The following is a 16,101-nucleotide window of genomic DNA, read 5'->3' on the forward strand; positions in this document are numbered from 1 at the left end:
CCTCCTTTTATTTTATTGGTCTTTTTTAATCGCTAAAACAATCAATCCCGATGCTAATAAAGTTAACGCCAAGAACAGAAAAGCCGATTGATAAGAGTTAGTCGCGTTTACCAAATCCCCTATAATCATCGGTGCAAAAAAGCCACCTAAAACTCCGCCCGAGTTTATAGCCGCGTATTTTGTTGCAATGTGGCTCTGCTGAAACAACTTGTGCGGCAATCCCATTAGCGTTGTAAAGGCCATGATTAGGAATATATTACATAAACACAAGCAAATAACCGATAGCGCTAATTGTTCAAATAAATACACCCCGTATACCGCGAACGCTCCAAGCACACAAAATGCGAAAATAATAATCGGCTCTTTTCCTTTGAAAAAACGACTAATGAAATAGCCACCGACAACTCCTGCAATTAAAATACAAAGGCCAGCTAAAGAGCTAATATAGCTCACTTCGCTAATAGAAATCCCTCTAACCTCATTCAAATAAGAAGCAAGCCAACTTGTTAAACCGTAGTTCGCTGCATTTATAAAAAGCGCTGATAGCAAAAGAATCCAAAGCTGTTTATCTTTCAAAAGTTCTGAGAAAGGTACTTTGATTTTTTCTTTTTGAGCATTTAGGTCTATTTTCGGCGCTTTAGGTACGACAATTAAAATCAGAAAGCCAATCAAAATCACCGCAATACCAATCCAGTAATATGTATTGCGCCAACCCACTGATAGCAACAGTTGCGCGATTAACAATGGCCCAATAAATGCCGCAAAACCAGAGGAAGCGAGCATTGCGGACTGAGCAAAACCTCGCTTGTTCAACGGAATATGAAGTGAAATATAATTGCTGACAGACGGGGGATAACCCGCGTGTCCAAGTGCTCCGGATAAGAAACGAATAACAACCAAAAACAACAAGGAATAGCCAAAGCCAAAAATAACAAGAAATAGCCCGACAATAATAATTGATACCGCAAGAACTGGTCGTGCGCCAATCCGATTGTTTAAATACCCCATTGGAATTTGAAAAAGTGTGTAACCAAGAAAGAAGGCACTTAAAATCAACCCCTTTTGACTTGGATCAAATCCTAAATCCTGAGAAACAGTCACAAGCGAAATTCCAATAGTATATTTATCCACGTATACACTAGTGTAGCCTATAAATAGAACAAGTAACACCATTAACGAATGCTTTTCTCCTTTTACCTGATTCATTTGAATTCACTCCACTCTTCTATAGTCCCGCCAATTGCAAAAGAGCATAACCAGATTCTTTTTCTGACTATGCTCTTTTCAAAGCTATTATCCATTTAATTTATAATAATCTAAAACCACGTCCGCCACCGATTTGGCAGCAACTAACAACGCATCTTCATCTATATCAAATTTTGGATGATGATTAAAATAAGCATTCGAAGTATTTTTCGGTTTCGCGCCAATATAGAAGAAGACTCCAGGAATTTTTTGTAAATAATAAGCAAAATCCTCTGATCCGGAAAGCATGTCGTATTCAGAAATGCCCGTTAAGTACTCGCCAACACCTTTTTGCAAACTTGCAACTACTTGTTCTGTTACAGCTGGATCGTTGTAAAGTGGTGGGTAGTCGTTCGTGTACGTTAGTTCCAACGTTACACCAAACATCGCTTCCATACCAGCAACAATGCGGTGGATTTCTGCATCCATTTTATCACGGTTTTCAGTATTCATATAACGCACATCGCCTTCTAGCTCCACTGCATCTTTAATAACGTTAAAACTACCTTTACCATCGAAAGAACCAATCGTTATAACGCCCGTATCAAATGGGTTCAAACGGCGGCTCACCACTGTTTGAATGGCCGTCACAAAATAAGCACCCGCGACAATCGCATCATTCGCCATATGTGGAGACGAACCATGCCCGCCAACACCTTGAATTTTAAGTTTAAAATAAGTGCGACCAGCCATCGCGAAGCCACTATGATAATAAACTTGGCCGCTTTCACCAAATGGAAATACGTGAATACCAAAAATTTGATCCACATCATCTAAAATACCAGATTCGACAACACTTTTCGCTCCGCCGGGTGGTGTTTCTTCGGCATGTTGATGAACAATTTTTATCGTTCCAGGGATGTTTTCTTTTAGTTGGATTAAACAATCTGCCAAAACGAGTAAATAAGCAGTATGTCCGTCATGACCACATGCATGCATTACGCCAGGTTTTTTAGATTTAAATGGTAATTCCGTTTGTTCTTCAATGGGAAGAGCATCAAAATCGGCACGTAACGCAATCGTTTTCCCCGGTTTCCCGCCTTTAATCGTTACAACAACCGCATGACCATTTCCCACTTCGGTTGCCACTTCTACGTCTTTTCCTTTATAAAAATCTTGGATGAACTTTGCGGTTTCTGCTTCATGGAACGATAATTCAGGATGTTCGTGCAAATGACGTCTAATCTGAGTGATTTCATCTTTTCGTTCCTGAAGCATATTCATTAACTTGGTACGCATGATAAATCCAACCTCCTATTCTTTTGCGGCTTTTAATTCGAGCGCTTTTTTCGCAGACGGTGTTGTTATAGCAACGGAAATAAGTGACACGACACAAAAACCGACGTTAGTTAAAAGCCCCACCATTGCGGCTAAATCAATATTTCCAGAAAGTGCAATCACACCATAAATCGTAGCAGAAATTGCCACACCGAATGAGCCACCTAACGAACTTGCCATTTTGTAAATACCTGATGCTACTCCGACTTTATCTTCTGGAGCATTAGAGATAGCTGTATCTGTGGAAGGAGTTGCATACATACCAAGTCCAATCCCGAATAAAGCAAAACCGATAAACACAAGCACCGTATAAAGGGTTCCTGGAATAAAAGTGAGCGCCATTAAAGCAATACCAACAGCCGTAATACCAGAGCCTAAAATCATTGGTTTACGCGCGCCAACTCGTTGAAGAATTTTTTCACCAATACGAATCATTCCAAGCACACAGACAAGGTAACCGATAGAAAGTAAACCGGATTGGAATGCTGTAAAACCGCGACCAATTTGCACATAAGTATTTGCAACAACTAGTGTTCCAGCAGCTGCATTTAACAAGAAGTTGGAAAGTGTCGCACCAGTATAAGCTTTATTTTTAAATAACGAGAAATCAATAAATCCGTTCGCTTGTCGTAATTCCACTCGGAAAAATAATCCCGCAGAAATAAGGAAAACAACGAGCATTGTAATAGTAATTGGGCTTGTCCAGCCAAATGTAGCCCCACGAGTAATGATAAGGTTCAAACAAACCATTGCGATAACAAAAAGAACAAGACCAAATGAATCAAATTTTGCTTTTGTATTTTGAACGACTTTACTTTCTGGAGTACCTTTAATAAGTAGCATTCCAAGCAGTGCGAATACGATGGAAATAATGAAAATCCAGCGCCAGCCCATGTATGTTGCGATAGCTCCACCTGCGAATGAACAAATACCTGATCCACCCCATGAGCCAATCGACCAGTAACTAAGCGCTCTTTGTCTATCAGCCCCTTCAAAATAAGTTTTCATTAAGGCCAGGGTTGCTGGCATAATACAAGCAGCTGAAAGCCCTTGAATAATACGGCCGATAATAAGTAACGTCGCCCCTTGAGTGACAACAAGTAACAGTGAACCGATGATACTAAGAATAAGTCCGATATAAGTTAATTTCACGCGACCAAATTTGTCAGCCATACCGCCCGCTACAACGATAAAAATACCTGAAAATAGCGCGGTTAAACTGATGGCAATACTAAGTAAATCAGAGGAAATTCCAAGGTCAGATTGCACGGCCGGAACGATATTCACCATTGATTGTGCGAAAAGCCAAAACGTGATAACCCCGAAAACAATCCCAACAATAAGTTTATTTGTACCTTTATACGCTGTTGAAGTCATTAGTTATTCTCTCCTTTTAAGTAATCTACAACACAAGCTCCCATGGCTTTTGATGCAATTAATAATGAATCTTCATTGATGTCAAATTTTGGATGATGATGCGGATAAAAATGCCCATCTGCCGGCATCGCTCCCACATAGAAAAATGAGCTCGGACGTTCTTTTGCATAATAAGCAAAGTCTTCTGATGGTGGTTGCGGTTCACAGCGCACAACATCTGTAATTTCTGGAATTTTCGCCCCTTTAATAGATTTAACAACAAAATCAGTCAAAGCTTCGTCATTATTTAAAACAGGATAATCATTTTTGTAATCAAGTTCACAAGTAACGCCAAACATTGCCTCTATTCCGCTAACGATACGGGTAATTTCTTTTTGAATAATGTTGCGTGCCTCTTCAGACATAGAGCGCACATCGCCTTCAAGCTCAACCGCATCCTTGATGACATTAAAGCTACCTTTTCCATCAAAAGAACCAATTGTAATCGAACCAACATCAAATGGATTTAAACGACGACTAATCACCGTTTGAACAGCTACTACAAATTCACTTGCTGCAACAATAGCATCATTCGCTAAATGCGGAGATGAGCCATGTCCACCTTGACCTTGTACTTTAAGTTTGAAATAAGAGCGACCAGTTTGAATTGCACCCTCACGGTAGAAAACTTCACCCGTTTTCATCGTAGACATCACATGAATCCCAAGGACATTATCAACACCATCCAGCGCCCCGTCTTGAATCATTTGAATCGCGCCACCAGGAGGAGTTTCTTCCGCATGCTGATGTAAAATAACTATTTTCCCGGTTAATTCTTGTTTCATTTCAATAAGTGTTTCGCCCAAAATAAGCATGTAAGCTGTATGTCCATCGTGACCACAAGCGTGCATTACACCAGGGTTTTTAGATGCAAAAGCTAGACCAGTTTCTTCCGTTATCGGCAGTGCATCAAAATCTGCACGAATCGCAAGTGTCTTGCCCGGCTTGCCTGTATCAATCGTTACTACAACGCCATTCCCACCAACATGCGTCCGCACATCGCAGTCCATTTCTTTATAAAAATCCGCAATATACTTCGCCGTATTTTCCTCTTGAAAAGAAAGTTCAGGGTGTTCATGTAAGTAACGACGAATTTCTATCATGCGATCTCGTTTTTCGTCTAGTTTTTGAAATAACTTCTCTTTCATTGTCCAAACCTCCATTTTTAATACTTCCGCTGGCCAGAACTTCCGTATTTTCACTACAACTTAATTATAAAAAAAACCAAGCGAAAAGAAGTTTACTTTTTTGCTTAGTTTTAGCTTGAAATTTTCTTCTTTTGTAAATTACTCAAACCAATGTCAAAAATCCGGTGCTGAAGTCACAAAAAAAGCTCAACTGCTAGAGTTGAACTTTTTAAACCGTACTTCTAAACTCATAAAAATGAATCGCATTAATATCTAAATAAGCATAAAACGACCAATCTTCCGTAATCGTTTCATCACTCACCGTAAGTGTAGGCTGAGAGGCATCCACAATATAGTCCAAAATCTCTTTATCTAGCCCATACTTACTGTTCAGTTGCCAATACTTCGAATAAAGTGCCCCATTGTCACGGTCGAATTGCCATTTACAGACTTGATAATCACCCGCGTGAAGCCCTGTAAGTCTAATATGCACTTCTTTTTGTTCTTCCTTAATGAACCTTTCCTCTACAGAATAACGCGGATTAATCGTCGCACAGTTCATCAAAATAAGCTGATAACCGTCCGCGTGCTTCGTCATAATATAATCTTCACCTTTAGCAACCACAACACCCTTAAGCCTTCTCAAAAACTTCACAGCATAAAACGCCGGTCGTTTACCATTGAAAAAGTGGAACATTTCAATTCCATCAAGACTAATATTTAATTTGCTATCGTCCCCTTCGTGAAGTTCCGTATTAATCCAAAAGCCCAATGCATCCACTTCTGGTACCAAATCTAGCATCGTTTTCAAAACTAATGCTCCTCTGAAAAAAGTCCCGTTTGTGTATCTCGTATTCCCAGATAATGTGTTCCAGTTTACTAACATTAGCGGCTTATTGATATGATGATGTTTCAAGAAAGCCTTTAATTGAAGCGTTTTTGACAAACAATAATCCTCTGAAATCGAAAACGACTTCATATCCTCTTTCGAAAAATCTACCGCTTCATTTTGATTCGCATTATAGGCGACAAAGTCCATTTTATCCGCTTCTTCTAAAAACCACGTATGTCGTTCAGGCACTGCATTTTTAGACAATGAAAATGGGACAAAATTTCCGACTTGGATAGCTGGAAAACGCGATTTTATAGTGTGATATATTTTCAAATAAAGTTTTTTCAGTTCTTCCTTATCAGCATATGTATTTTTCGGTTCAAAAAACATAAAATGCCATTTTGAAACAAATTCCCGCCCAAAAACCTGCATACAATGCTTTAAAAAGTGATCCAATCGTTCAAAAACAGCCGCCTCATCGCCTACAATATCTTGATACTCCAAGCGAATAAACAATTGTAAATTTTGCTGTTTTAAAAAAGTGAGCGCTAAATCCGCATTCGCATATGGAGAAGAAGTTGGCACTAATTCGTCCGTTTCCGTTTCAGGCAAGAACGTCGAACCTCTAAACAAATGACGAATACCAATATAATTAATCCCAATCTCATCACGCGTCGTAATAATCTGCTTTTGGACATTATCTTTAAGCACTTCTTTAAGCTCACCAATCGTCAAAATATTCATATTCTCACTTAAACAACGTTCGGTCTTTTCCGTGATATCAATTTTCTTTTTCTCAAATGGCGCTTTATTTAATTCCTTACCCGGCTCCACATCATGATAAAGTCGTGACAATTTCACTAAAATTTCCGGAGATGGCACAATCTGCTCTATACTAGCGCCCAGCTCAGATGTCTTATTGTCTATTAACAAATTCGTTTCCACATGATGTTCCGCTCGGTATTCACTTGGCGTTAGCTCAAAATGAAACTTAAATACTTCTGAAAAATGCTTTTGGCTCGAAAAACCATTTTTTAACGCAATCTCTGTAATACTTTCCGCCGAATGTAGTAAATCTTGAATCGCATGCTTCAATCGGACTTCTGTCAAATACTGTAAAAAACCAAGCCCCGTCGTCTTTTTAAAATAACGTGATAAGTACGCCTCACTTAAAAACTCTTTTTGCGCAAACTCACGAAGCGACAAGGCTTCATCAAACCGCTCTTCCACTTCTCGAATAATGCGCGAAATCCGTTTATCATTGACTTCTTTCCTAGCAGAAGATGGAATTCCTTTTTTCAAAAAACGCGTAAGTAATAATAAAATTTGGAACAACGCCGATTGCGCTTCTAATTTATTCGCTCGTTTCTTCGTCGCCGAAGCAATCAAAAGCTCACTCACCGACTTCCTCAAAGACCCAACAACCCGCTCTCTCCCAGGGTCACTCTCCTTCGAGAAAAATTTAAAAGAATGCTGAAAATAATCCTCATAATAATGCGCAAAAAATGTATCTGAAATCGTTAAATTAATAAATAAATTATCTTCATTTCCCTCAATTGTATAAAAGGTATTGCGATCAAGAACTAAAACATCGCCTTCCTGCAAGTAAAATTTTTGCTCAGAAACCTTGATTGTTATTTGTCCAGAAATAGCAAATACCAATTTAGTTCCAAGTGATATTTCCGACGTCAGCTGCTTTATATGTTGAATACCAATCGTATAATCTTTTAAATGAGACACTCGATTCACCCCTTCGTTTAACTTAATCGGACACTTTTATATTATCATAGTCGTGAAAATTAATCGCTATCAGTTTTTATGATTGTTTTAGTCATTAAACCGACACAATCGAGTCACATATATCCGGAATTTTTGTACTTTTGCGAGACAAAATGATAAATAAAACGGCGTATAATAAATGATTGTAGAAAACGAATAAGGAGTGCGCCAAATTGAAAACTTCTAAAATAATAATAGCTTCATTAGTTAGTTTAACCCTGGTTTCAAACCCAATTTTAACATTCGCAGCAACGAATGATGTGATTGATAGTACGACAGAAATCACTACTGATAAAGAAACAAGCTCCACTCAACCAACTATTAAAACCACACTCAAAGCTGGTCAAACACAAAGTTTTAACGACTGGTTTCCTGATGACAATTTTGCTTCAGAGGTAGCAGCAGCATTTGAAATGCAAGCAACTGACACTATCAGCGAAGAACAACTTGCTACTCTAACAAGCCTAGATTGCCACAATTCTTCCATAGCCGATATGACTGGTATTGAAAAATTAACTGGTTTAACAAAATTAATTTGCACGTATAATAACATTACTACTCTTGATCTTAGCCAAAACACTAATTTAACTTATCTGGCATGTGATTCAAATAAACTTACAAACCTTGATGTAACCCCGCTTACAAAATTAACCTACTTAAATTGCGACACGAACAAACTCACAAAGATAGATGTAAGTCAAAATCCATTGTTAACTTATTTAAACTGCGCACGCAACACCTTAACCGAAATAGATGTCAGCCACAATACACAATTAACTGAGCTAGACTGCCATTTAAATAAAAAAATCACCAAATTAGATGTGACACCACAAACTCAATTAACAACCTTAGACTGTAGCTTTAATAAAATAACTGCATTAGATGTAAGTCAAAATAAATTACTGAACCGTCTAAACTGCGACACTAATAATATAACTAAACTGGACCTCAACCAAAATATTCAGCTAACTTTCCTAGATTGCTCCAGTAACAAATTAACCGAAATAGATGTAACCCCGCTTACACAGTTAACATATTTTGATTGTAGCGTAAATCCTTTAACTGAATTAGATGTGTCTACGCTTTCAAAATTAACTACACTACACTGTATACAAACAGATTTATTAGAAATAGACCTAACACACAACACACAATTAATATATTTTCAAGCTGAAGGATGTAGAAAAATAAAAGAGCTTGATGTCACGCATAATACACAATTATATTTATTAGACTGCCAAGCCGCTGGTATAACAGAATTGGATCTTTCACAAAACCCCAAATTAGTCTATTTGTATTTAAATAATACTGAACTAACGAAATTAGACGTTTCTCATAACACAAAGCTGAAAAGTTTGTCTTGCGTAAATGCTCACATCCAAGACTTCTCTTCTGTAGGTAAAATTCCTGTCCTTAACAATAACTTGGATGCTGAAGGGCAAACAATCACGATGCCTAAAGAAACTTTAACAAACAACAGTTTAACCATTGCAGTTAGTCCTGATTTATTAGATCAGTTTGGAAATCCGATGAATATTGAACCGGGAGACGGCGGTGTATACGATCAAGCAACAAATACAATAACTTGGGAAAATCTCAGCACAGACAATCCAGCCGTAACCTATACTTTCACTTCCGAAAACGGAGCTATAGTAGGAACCGTAACAACTCCATTTGAAGCCCCTCAACCCATCAAAGGAGAAGACGTAACAGTTCATTATCTTGATGACAAAGGAGAAAAATTGGCGGCTGATGAAGTTTTAAGCGGTAATTTGGACGATCCTTATACTTCTAGCGCGAAAGACATCCCAGATTATACATTAACGACTACTCCAGATAACGCCACTGGAACATTCACTACTACTAGCCAGTCCGTAACGTACGTGTACACTAAAAACATCGTAGCCGCAGAGCCTGTAACAGTGAATTACGTGGATGATACTGGAAAAACACTCGCTCCATCCGAAACATTAAACGGAAATGTAGGCGACACATATAACGCCACTGCCAAACAAATCGACGGCTATACATTATCAACTACACCAAATAACGCAACCGGAACATTCAACACAAGTAGCCAAACAGTGACATATGTGTACACTAAAAACATCGTAGCCGCAGAGCCTGTAACCGTTAATTACGTGGACGATACTGGAAAAACGCTCGCTCCATCCGAAACATTAAACGGAAATGTAGGCGACACCTATAACGCCACTGCCAAACAAATCGACGGCTATACATTATCCGCCGAACCAACCAATGCAACTGGACAATTCACAAGTAGCGCGCAAACCGTCAACTATATTTACACAAAAAATCCAACCCCTGAAAAAGGAGTTGTAGAAATTCACTATGTTGACGAAAATAATAAACAACTGAGCTCCGCCACTAAAATTTCTGGAACAGTAGGAGATAATTACACAACTGAGCCAAAAAATATCGACGGCTATACGCTAACAACTACACCAGATAACGCAACCGGAACATTCAACACAAGTAGCCAAACAGTGACATATGTGTATACTAAAAATATCGTAGCAGCAGAGCCTGTAACAGTGAATTACGTGGATGCTAATGGCAAAACGCTCGCTCCATCCGAAACCCTAAACGGAACTATTGGCGACACATATAACGCCACTGCCAAACAAATCGACGGCTACACATTATCCGCCGAACCAACCAATGCGACTGGACAATTCACAAATAGCGCACAAACTGTCAACTACATTTACACGAAAAACACAAACATCGACCAACCTTTACCAGATAAAAGAACAACGAAACCGTCTAATTTAAAGACAACCGAAGTGAAAAAAGCTTCAGATACCCTACCAAAAACAGGCGATTCCGCACCATGGAAATCAGCTCTACTTGGGGTCTTCCTATCATCCACAGCTCTAGTTATCTGGAAAAAGAAAAAATAGTAAAAAAGCCGGCCAGGATTAATTTCCCGACCGGCTTTTTGATCTCAATCTTCTTCCACTTGGATAGAAACACCCACATCCAGTAATTCCTCAACTGCATCAATCACAGAAAACTCCCCATAATTGTATACTGCATCATCTACAACTAAAATCGGCAAAGCTTCCATTCCATTTTTATCAATCAGCATTTGAACCCGCTCTGGCAAGTCCACTTTCCCGACCTCTCCCAGCTTAATATCAAACACAATACCTGTATAATCAAAATGAATTTTTCGCTCAGCTTCACTTTTATTCATAAACACTTTCCATATCTCAAGGTTGATCTCAGACTCATTTTCCTCAGAATAAAAGTAACTAATTTGCTTCATATTAAAATTATTTACTTTCTAAATCATGGACAAACAGCCCACTTAATAATTTCGGTTCAAACCAAGTCGATTTTGGCGGCATGATTTCTGCGGCATCTGCTACACTAAGTAAATCGTCCATTGTCGGCGGGTACATCGCAAATGCCACTGAATGACTGCCATTATCAACTAAACGCGCTAGCTCGCTCAGTCCACGTATTCCGCCGACAAAATCAATGCGGTTATCACGGCGAATATCTTCAATCCCAAAAATTGGCGTTAAAACTTGCGATTGTAATATTGAAACATCCAGCTGACCAATAACATCGTTTGGAATCACTTCGCTTTTCGCCGTAAGTTTGTACCAATTTCCATCTAAATACATCCCTACTTGTTTTGGCTTCTCTGGTTTAAATGCTTCTTTTCCAACCTTCTCCACGTCAAAACTAGCCTCTACTTTGCTAAGGAAATCCGCTTCAATTGGCACATTCACAACCCTATTATAATCAAGAATTTCTAATTGCTCTTCTGGGAAAACAACTGATAAAAAGAAATTAAATTCTGCTTCTGGCCCAGCCTCTGGGAATTCCTCGCGCCGTTTCAAACCAACTTTCACAGCAGATTCCGTTCTATGGTGACCGTCTGCGATATATAGCGCTGGGACTTCCGAGAACGCCGCTGACAGGTCTTCTAAAATATGTGCGTCCGTAATTGCCCAAACCTTATGCGCGACCCCGTGGAAGCTCTCAAAGTCATATTCAGGCTCATTTTCATTCACCCAAGACTCAACAAGTGCATTAATTGCTTCTTTTCCACGATAAGTAAGGAAAATCGGACTTGTATTTGCATCACAAACATCTACATGACGAATCCGGTCTAACTCTTTCTCTTCACGAGTTAACTCATGTTTTTTAATTTTCCCATTGGTATAATCATCAATCGACGTACAAACAACCAGCCCTGTTTGCGGGCGACCATCCATCGTCAGTTGATAAATATAAAATGCCGGGTTTGCTTCTCTACCAAGCCAACCATCCAACTCAAATTGTTCCAAATTATCCGCTGCTTTTTGATAAACAGCTGGGTCGTAAGGGGAAACCGCCGGATCTAAATCAATTTCCGCCTTATCAATATGTAAAAAAGAATACTTATTTGCATCACCAAGTTCGCGCGCCTCTTCCGAATTAAGTACATCATATGGCAAGGAAGCCACCTTTTCCGCTAAATTTTTAATCGGACGAATTGCTTTAAATGGACGTATATTTACCATTGTTATCCTCCTTTTTAGTAAAAGAGCATGAACCCGTCTGGCAATAACCATAAAGTTTCATGCTCTCATTATTTCCCGGGTAATAATTTTAAACCGTAACACCTAATGGTTCAATAACTCGAACACGCAAAACCCCTTGCACAGCTAATAAATCACTTTTCAGTTGTTCCAAATTAGCTTGCGTTTCCTTATCAATATCAATTAATGTGTAGGCATATTCATTTTTACTGCGATTTATCATATCTAAAATGTTTAACGAATATTTCCCTAGCTCCGTCGTAATTTGTCCGACCATATTAGGAATGTTTTTGTGACAAATTCCAATTCGCGGATGTCCATTATACGGCATTTCCACGTTCGGAAAATTAACCGAGTTTTTAATACTACCTGTTTCAAGATATGATTGCAGTTCTTTCGCAGCCATTTTAGCACAGTTGGTTTCGGCTTCTTCCGTCGATGCACCTAAATGAGGAAATACATGCACTTTTTTGTGGTTTAGTAATTCTTTTGTCGCGAAATCTGTAATATATAAACGTAAAAGTCCATCATCTAAAGCTTCTTTCACAGAGGCTGAATCCACTAACTCACCACGAGAAAAGTTTAATAAAACAGCATTATCCTTCACTAATTGTAGTGTATCTGCGTTAAACATGCCACGTGTTTTATCCGTTAAAGGCACATGAACTGTTAAATAATCGCATGTGGCCAAAACTTCTTCTATCGTCATCGCACGTTCCACTTCTTTAGAAATTCTCCAAGCCGTGTCTACTGAAACGAATGGATCGTATCCAACCACATCCATCCCAAGCGATAAAGCGTCATTGGCTACCAATGCACCAATTGCGCCTAGACCGATAATCCCAAGTTTTTTGCCAGCAAGTTCTGTTCCCGCAAAGGCTTTCTTCCCAGCTTCGACTTTCTGCTCGACATCATCTTCAGCCGGCAGTTCTTTGACCCATTCCGTTCCTTCCAAAATTGGGCGCGCCGAAACGAATAAACTCGCAAGAACTAGTTCTTTCACAGCATTGGCATTCGCGCCAGGTGTATTGAATACAACAATACCTTTTTCAGAACAATTTTCTACTGGGATATTATTAACTCCTGCACCAGCTCGGGCAACTGCCTTCACTGTCTCCGGAAAGTCAAAATCGTGTAAGTTGTAACTCCGTAGTAAAATCCCGTCTGCTGGCTGATTTGCATCAATCACATATTTTTCGAGATCAAATGTCTTTAAGCCTTCTTTTGCGATAGCATTAAACGTTTGGATATTAAACACGTACTTCTCCCCCTTTTCTTGCATTTGCAAATTTTTCCATAAAGGCGATTAGAGCTTCCACCCCTTCAATTGGAAATGCATTATAAAGACTTGCTCGCATACCGCCCACTGAGCGATGTCCTTTCAAGTTTTTAAAACCATTTGCTTCAGCTTCTTGAACAAAAGCTTTATCAAACTCCGCTGAATTCGTCACAAAAGGAACATTCGTGAGCGATCTAGCAGAAGGTTCGACCGGTGAAGAAAAGAAATCCGATTGATCAATATAATTATATAATAAGGCCGCTTTTTTGCGATTCAACGCTTCAATTCCAGCAACGCCACCTTGCTCCTTAATCCATTCAAATACTAATTTTGCTACATAAATGGCAAATGTCGGTGGTGTGTTATACATGGAATCATTCTCGGCTTGTACTTTAAAATCTAACATAGAAGGAAGTCCCTCTACTTGCCCTATCAAGTCTTCGCGCACGATGACAAGCGTTAATCCAGCAGGCCCAATGTTCTTTTGCGCTCCTGCATAAATTAAGCCAAATTTTTTCACATCATAAACGCTCGATAAAATATTGGAGGACATATCCGCAACGACCGGGACAGCTGAGTCTGGCACATCAAACATTGCTGTTCCTTCGATTGTATTATTTGTAGTTACATGTAAGTAAGCCGCGTCACTAGAAACTGTAGGAATCTCAGGAATATAGCTGAAATTGCGGTCTTCCGATGAGGCAATTACTTCCACCTCTACACCCTGAATTTTCTTAGCTTCGGAAATTGCTTTCTTCGCCCAAGATCCAGTGTTTACATACGCTGCTTTTTTGCCATTTGCAAGATTCATTGGCACCATATCAAATTGCAAACTCGCGCCACCTTGCAAAAATAGTACTTTGTAATTTTCTGGAATCTCCATCAATTCTCGAATTAAGCTCTCCGCATCGTCTAGGATGTTTTGAAATAATTCTGAACGGTGACTCAGCTCCATTACTGACATTCCTGAACCATTGTAAGAGAGTAGCTCCCTTTGAACCTTTTCAAGTACCGGTACTGGTAAAACTGCCGGACCTGCCGAAAAATTATAAACACGTTCCACTCAACATCTCTCCTGTCTTCAAATTTCCCCAATTACTTACAAAAATTTTCACCAATAATCGAATACTTATTGGCCAGATATGAGCCTTCCTCGTTACACTTATGCTTTTCGAAGTTCTGTTGTTAAGAAATAAAAAAGCCGAACCTGTGATATTCTACACAATATTCGGATTTTTCAGCGCTTAAAAGTAAACACTGCCTTTTGTACTTTTGTATATTATAGCAGAAACAGAGCTGTTTTTCAGAAAATTTATACTAAATCTACAAATAAATGTGATGTTTAAACTTTCTGACATTAAAAAAGCACGAGAAACCGCTATTTAAAGCAATTCTCGCACTTCTACTTTTTGAAAAACACTTCACAAAAGATGTTAGCTATTTTTCACTTTTCGTCCTAAAGTAAACCAATACACAGCAAAAAATACAACAAGTGCAATAATTGCTGTGCGATACATAATAGCATAATTGTAGTAAGTCGCAACAATACTCAAACCAAAACTACCAACAGCCATTCCAATGTCCATTCCCGAAAGAAAAGTCCCGTTCGCGGTACCTTTATTGTGCGGTGCAGCCCGGTCCACAGCCAGTGCTTGAAGCGCCGGTTGCGACATCCCGTAACCTAACCCGAAGAATAACGATGCGATAAACAAGCTGATTGCACCAGTTGCAAAAGAAAGAATTAATATCCCAATTATCATCGAAAGCGCTCCTGGAATAATAACAAAACGGTGTCCCTTCGTATCATAAAGTCGCCCAGCAAACAAACGGCTTACAAGAACCATAATCGCTTGCCCGATAAAATATATCCACGTTGTCGAAATCCCCAGTTCTGTTCCATATACCATCATAAATGTCTGGATCCCACCAAGCGGAATAGCCATTAATAAACACAAGCCCGCCGGAAGCAAGGCCGTTTTCTCAAACAATTTCATTTTTTGATGTACAATCTTTTCTGATTTTGGAATTTTCACCTGTGTCATCAAAATTAAAATAAACACCATCAAAACAAGCGAAAACGTCACTAAAACATCGAAAGAAAAATAATTCATAATTAAAATAGCGATAATCGGCGCAAGTGACATTCCAAGTGCAGTCGTAAGCCCATAAAAACCAATACCTTCTCCCGTTCTGCTTGGTGGCACGAGTTTAGAAACGCCTGTAGCAATAGAAGTTGTTCCGATACCCCAGCCAGCCCCGTGAAAAAGCCGTAATATGAGAAGGGCCGCCACCGCCGTTGACCAATAAAAGTTCACTGTAGTTAAAATTAAAATCAAAAAGCCCACGATAATAAGTACTTTCGGTCCGAATTTGTCATTCCAACTCCCAGCAATCGCCCGCATTAATAGTGCTACGATGGAGAATAGCCCCACCGCCAAACTCGCTTCCATTTGCGTTCCACCTAGTTCAATAATGCGAGCCGGCAACGTAGGCATAAACACCATAAATCCAATATATAAAAGTACACTTCCTAACAATAAAAATACGTAGTCCTTCGTCCAAAGTCTTGTCTTATTTTCCAAAATT

General features: G+C 39.2%; 11 protein-coding genes. 1 reads left to right on the plus strand and 10 read right to left on the minus strand.

What is annotated here, in order from left to right; all coding sequences use genetic code 11:
* Nucleotides 1–12 precede the first annotated feature (12 nt).
* The 5 genes from LMOATCC19117_RS14405 to LMOATCC19117_RS14425 all read right to left on the minus strand — a co-directional run bounded on the left by LMOATCC19117_RS14405 (nt 13) and on the right by LMOATCC19117_RS14425 (nt 7,638).
* Nucleotides 13–1,206, minus strand: coding sequence for an MFS transporter (locus LMOATCC19117_RS14405; protein ID WP_003734203.1), 1,194 nt, complete (start codon nt 1,204–1,206; stop codon nt 13–15).
* 87 nt (nt 1,207–1,293) lie between these two features.
* On the minus strand, nt 1,294–2,484 hold the full coding sequence (locus LMOATCC19117_RS14410) for an amidohydrolase (RefSeq protein ID WP_003734202.1): 1,191 nt from the start codon (nt 2,482–2,484) through the stop codon (nt 1,294–1,296).
* Nucleotides 2,485–2,499: 15 nt separating this feature from the next.
* Entirely contained in the window at nt 2,500–3,900 is a 1,401-nt protein-coding gene (locus LMOATCC19117_RS14415; RefSeq protein ID WP_003727600.1) for an MFS transporter, read from the minus strand.
* On the minus strand, nt 3,900–5,102 hold the full coding sequence (locus LMOATCC19117_RS14420; protein WP_003730710.1) for a M20 family metallopeptidase: 1,203 nt from the start codon (nt 5,100–5,102) through the stop codon (nt 3,900–3,902). Before LMOATCC19117_RS14420 ends, LMOATCC19117_RS14415 begins: the two co-directional genes overlap by 1 nt.
* Nucleotides 5,103–5,295: 193 nt before the next feature.
* Complete coding sequence (locus tag LMOATCC19117_RS14425) at nt 5,296–7,638, minus strand: helix-turn-helix domain-containing protein (RefSeq protein ID WP_003727598.1); 2,343 nt, start codon at nt 7,636–7,638, stop codon at nt 5,296–5,298.
* A gap of 212 nt (nt 7,639–7,850) precedes the next feature.
* Between LMOATCC19117_RS14425 and LMOATCC19117_RS14430 the strand changes: the two genes are divergently transcribed.
* Nucleotides 7,851–10,601 carry a MucBP domain-containing protein gene (locus LMOATCC19117_RS14430; RefSeq protein WP_003734201.1) on the plus strand — a complete coding sequence of 917 codons (2,751 nt, stop codon included), beginning with the start codon at nt 7,851–7,853 and terminating at the stop codon, nt 10,599–10,601.
* A 44-nt stretch (nt 10,602–10,645) separates the two neighbouring features.
* Here LMOATCC19117_RS14430 and LMOATCC19117_RS14435 read toward each other — a convergent pair whose 3' ends face one another.
* The 5 genes from LMOATCC19117_RS14435 to LMOATCC19117_RS14455 all read right to left on the minus strand — a co-directional run bounded on the left by LMOATCC19117_RS14435 (nt 10,646) and on the right by LMOATCC19117_RS14455 (nt 16,097).
* Nucleotides 10,646–10,969: an arsenic metallochaperone ArsD family protein gene (locus LMOATCC19117_RS14435; RefSeq protein ID WP_003727596.1), complete on the minus strand. Its 324-nt coding sequence runs from the start codon at nt 10,967–10,969 to the stop codon at nt 10,646–10,648.
* A gap of 7 nt (nt 10,970–10,976) precedes the next feature.
* On the minus strand, nt 10,977–12,218 hold the full coding sequence (locus LMOATCC19117_RS14440) for a DUF1015 domain-containing protein (RefSeq protein ID WP_003727595.1): 1,242 nt from the start codon (nt 12,216–12,218) through the stop codon (nt 10,977–10,979).
* An 88-nt stretch (nt 12,219–12,306) separates the two neighbouring features.
* Nucleotides 12,307–13,494 (minus strand): phosphoglycerate dehydrogenase, encoded by a 1,188-nt coding sequence (locus LMOATCC19117_RS14445; protein WP_003740334.1) that lies wholly within the window; start codon nt 13,492–13,494, stop codon nt 12,307–12,309.
* Nucleotides 13,487–14,578, minus strand: a complete 1,092-nt coding sequence (serC, locus tag LMOATCC19117_RS14450) for a 3-phosphoserine/phosphohydroxythreonine transaminase (protein ID WP_003733356.1) — start codon at nt 14,576–14,578, stop codon at nt 13,487–13,489. The genes LMOATCC19117_RS14445 and serC overlap by 8 nt, the downstream gene beginning before the upstream one ends.
* A 370-nt stretch (nt 14,579–14,948) precedes the next feature.
* The gene (locus tag LMOATCC19117_RS14455; protein ID WP_003722185.1) at nt 14,949–16,097 is read right to left on the minus strand and encodes a lmo2826 family MFS transporter; all 1,149 of its coding nucleotides are present in this window, start codon (nt 16,095–16,097) and stop codon (nt 14,949–14,951) included.
* Nucleotides 16,098–16,101: the final 4 nt, after the last annotated feature.

It is taken from the genome of Listeria monocytogenes ATCC 19117 (assembly GCF_000307025.1).
GTDB lineage: Bacteria > Bacillota > Bacilli > Lactobacillales > Listeriaceae > Listeria > Listeria monocytogenes_B.

What these genes read in the sequence shown, in the direction of transcription:
- LMOATCC19117_RS14420 (WP_003730710.1), bottom strand. Translation starts at nt 5,102, where the DNA reads ATGGAGGTTTGGACAATGAAAGAGAAGTTATTTCAAAAACTAGACGAA.
- LMOATCC19117_RS14435 (WP_003727596.1), bottom strand. Translation starts at nt 10,969, where the DNA reads ATGAAGCAAATTAGTTACTTTTATTCTGAGGAAAATGAGTCTGAGATC.
- LMOATCC19117_RS14410 (WP_003734202.1), bottom strand. Translation starts at nt 2,484, where the DNA reads ATGCGTACCAAGTTAATGAATATGCTTCAGGAACGAAAAGATGAAATC.
- LMOATCC19117_RS14405 (WP_003734203.1), bottom strand. Translation starts at nt 1,206, where the DNA reads ATGAATCAGGTAAAAGGAGAAAAGCATTCGTTAATGGTGTTACTTGTT.
- LMOATCC19117_RS14415 (WP_003727600.1), bottom strand. Translation starts at nt 3,900, where the DNA reads ATGACTTCAACAGCGTATAAAGGTACAAATAAACTTATTGTTGGGATT.
- LMOATCC19117_RS14440 (WP_003727595.1), bottom strand. Translation starts at nt 12,218, where the DNA reads ATGGTAAATATACGTCCATTTAAAGCAATTCGTCCGATTAAAAATTTA.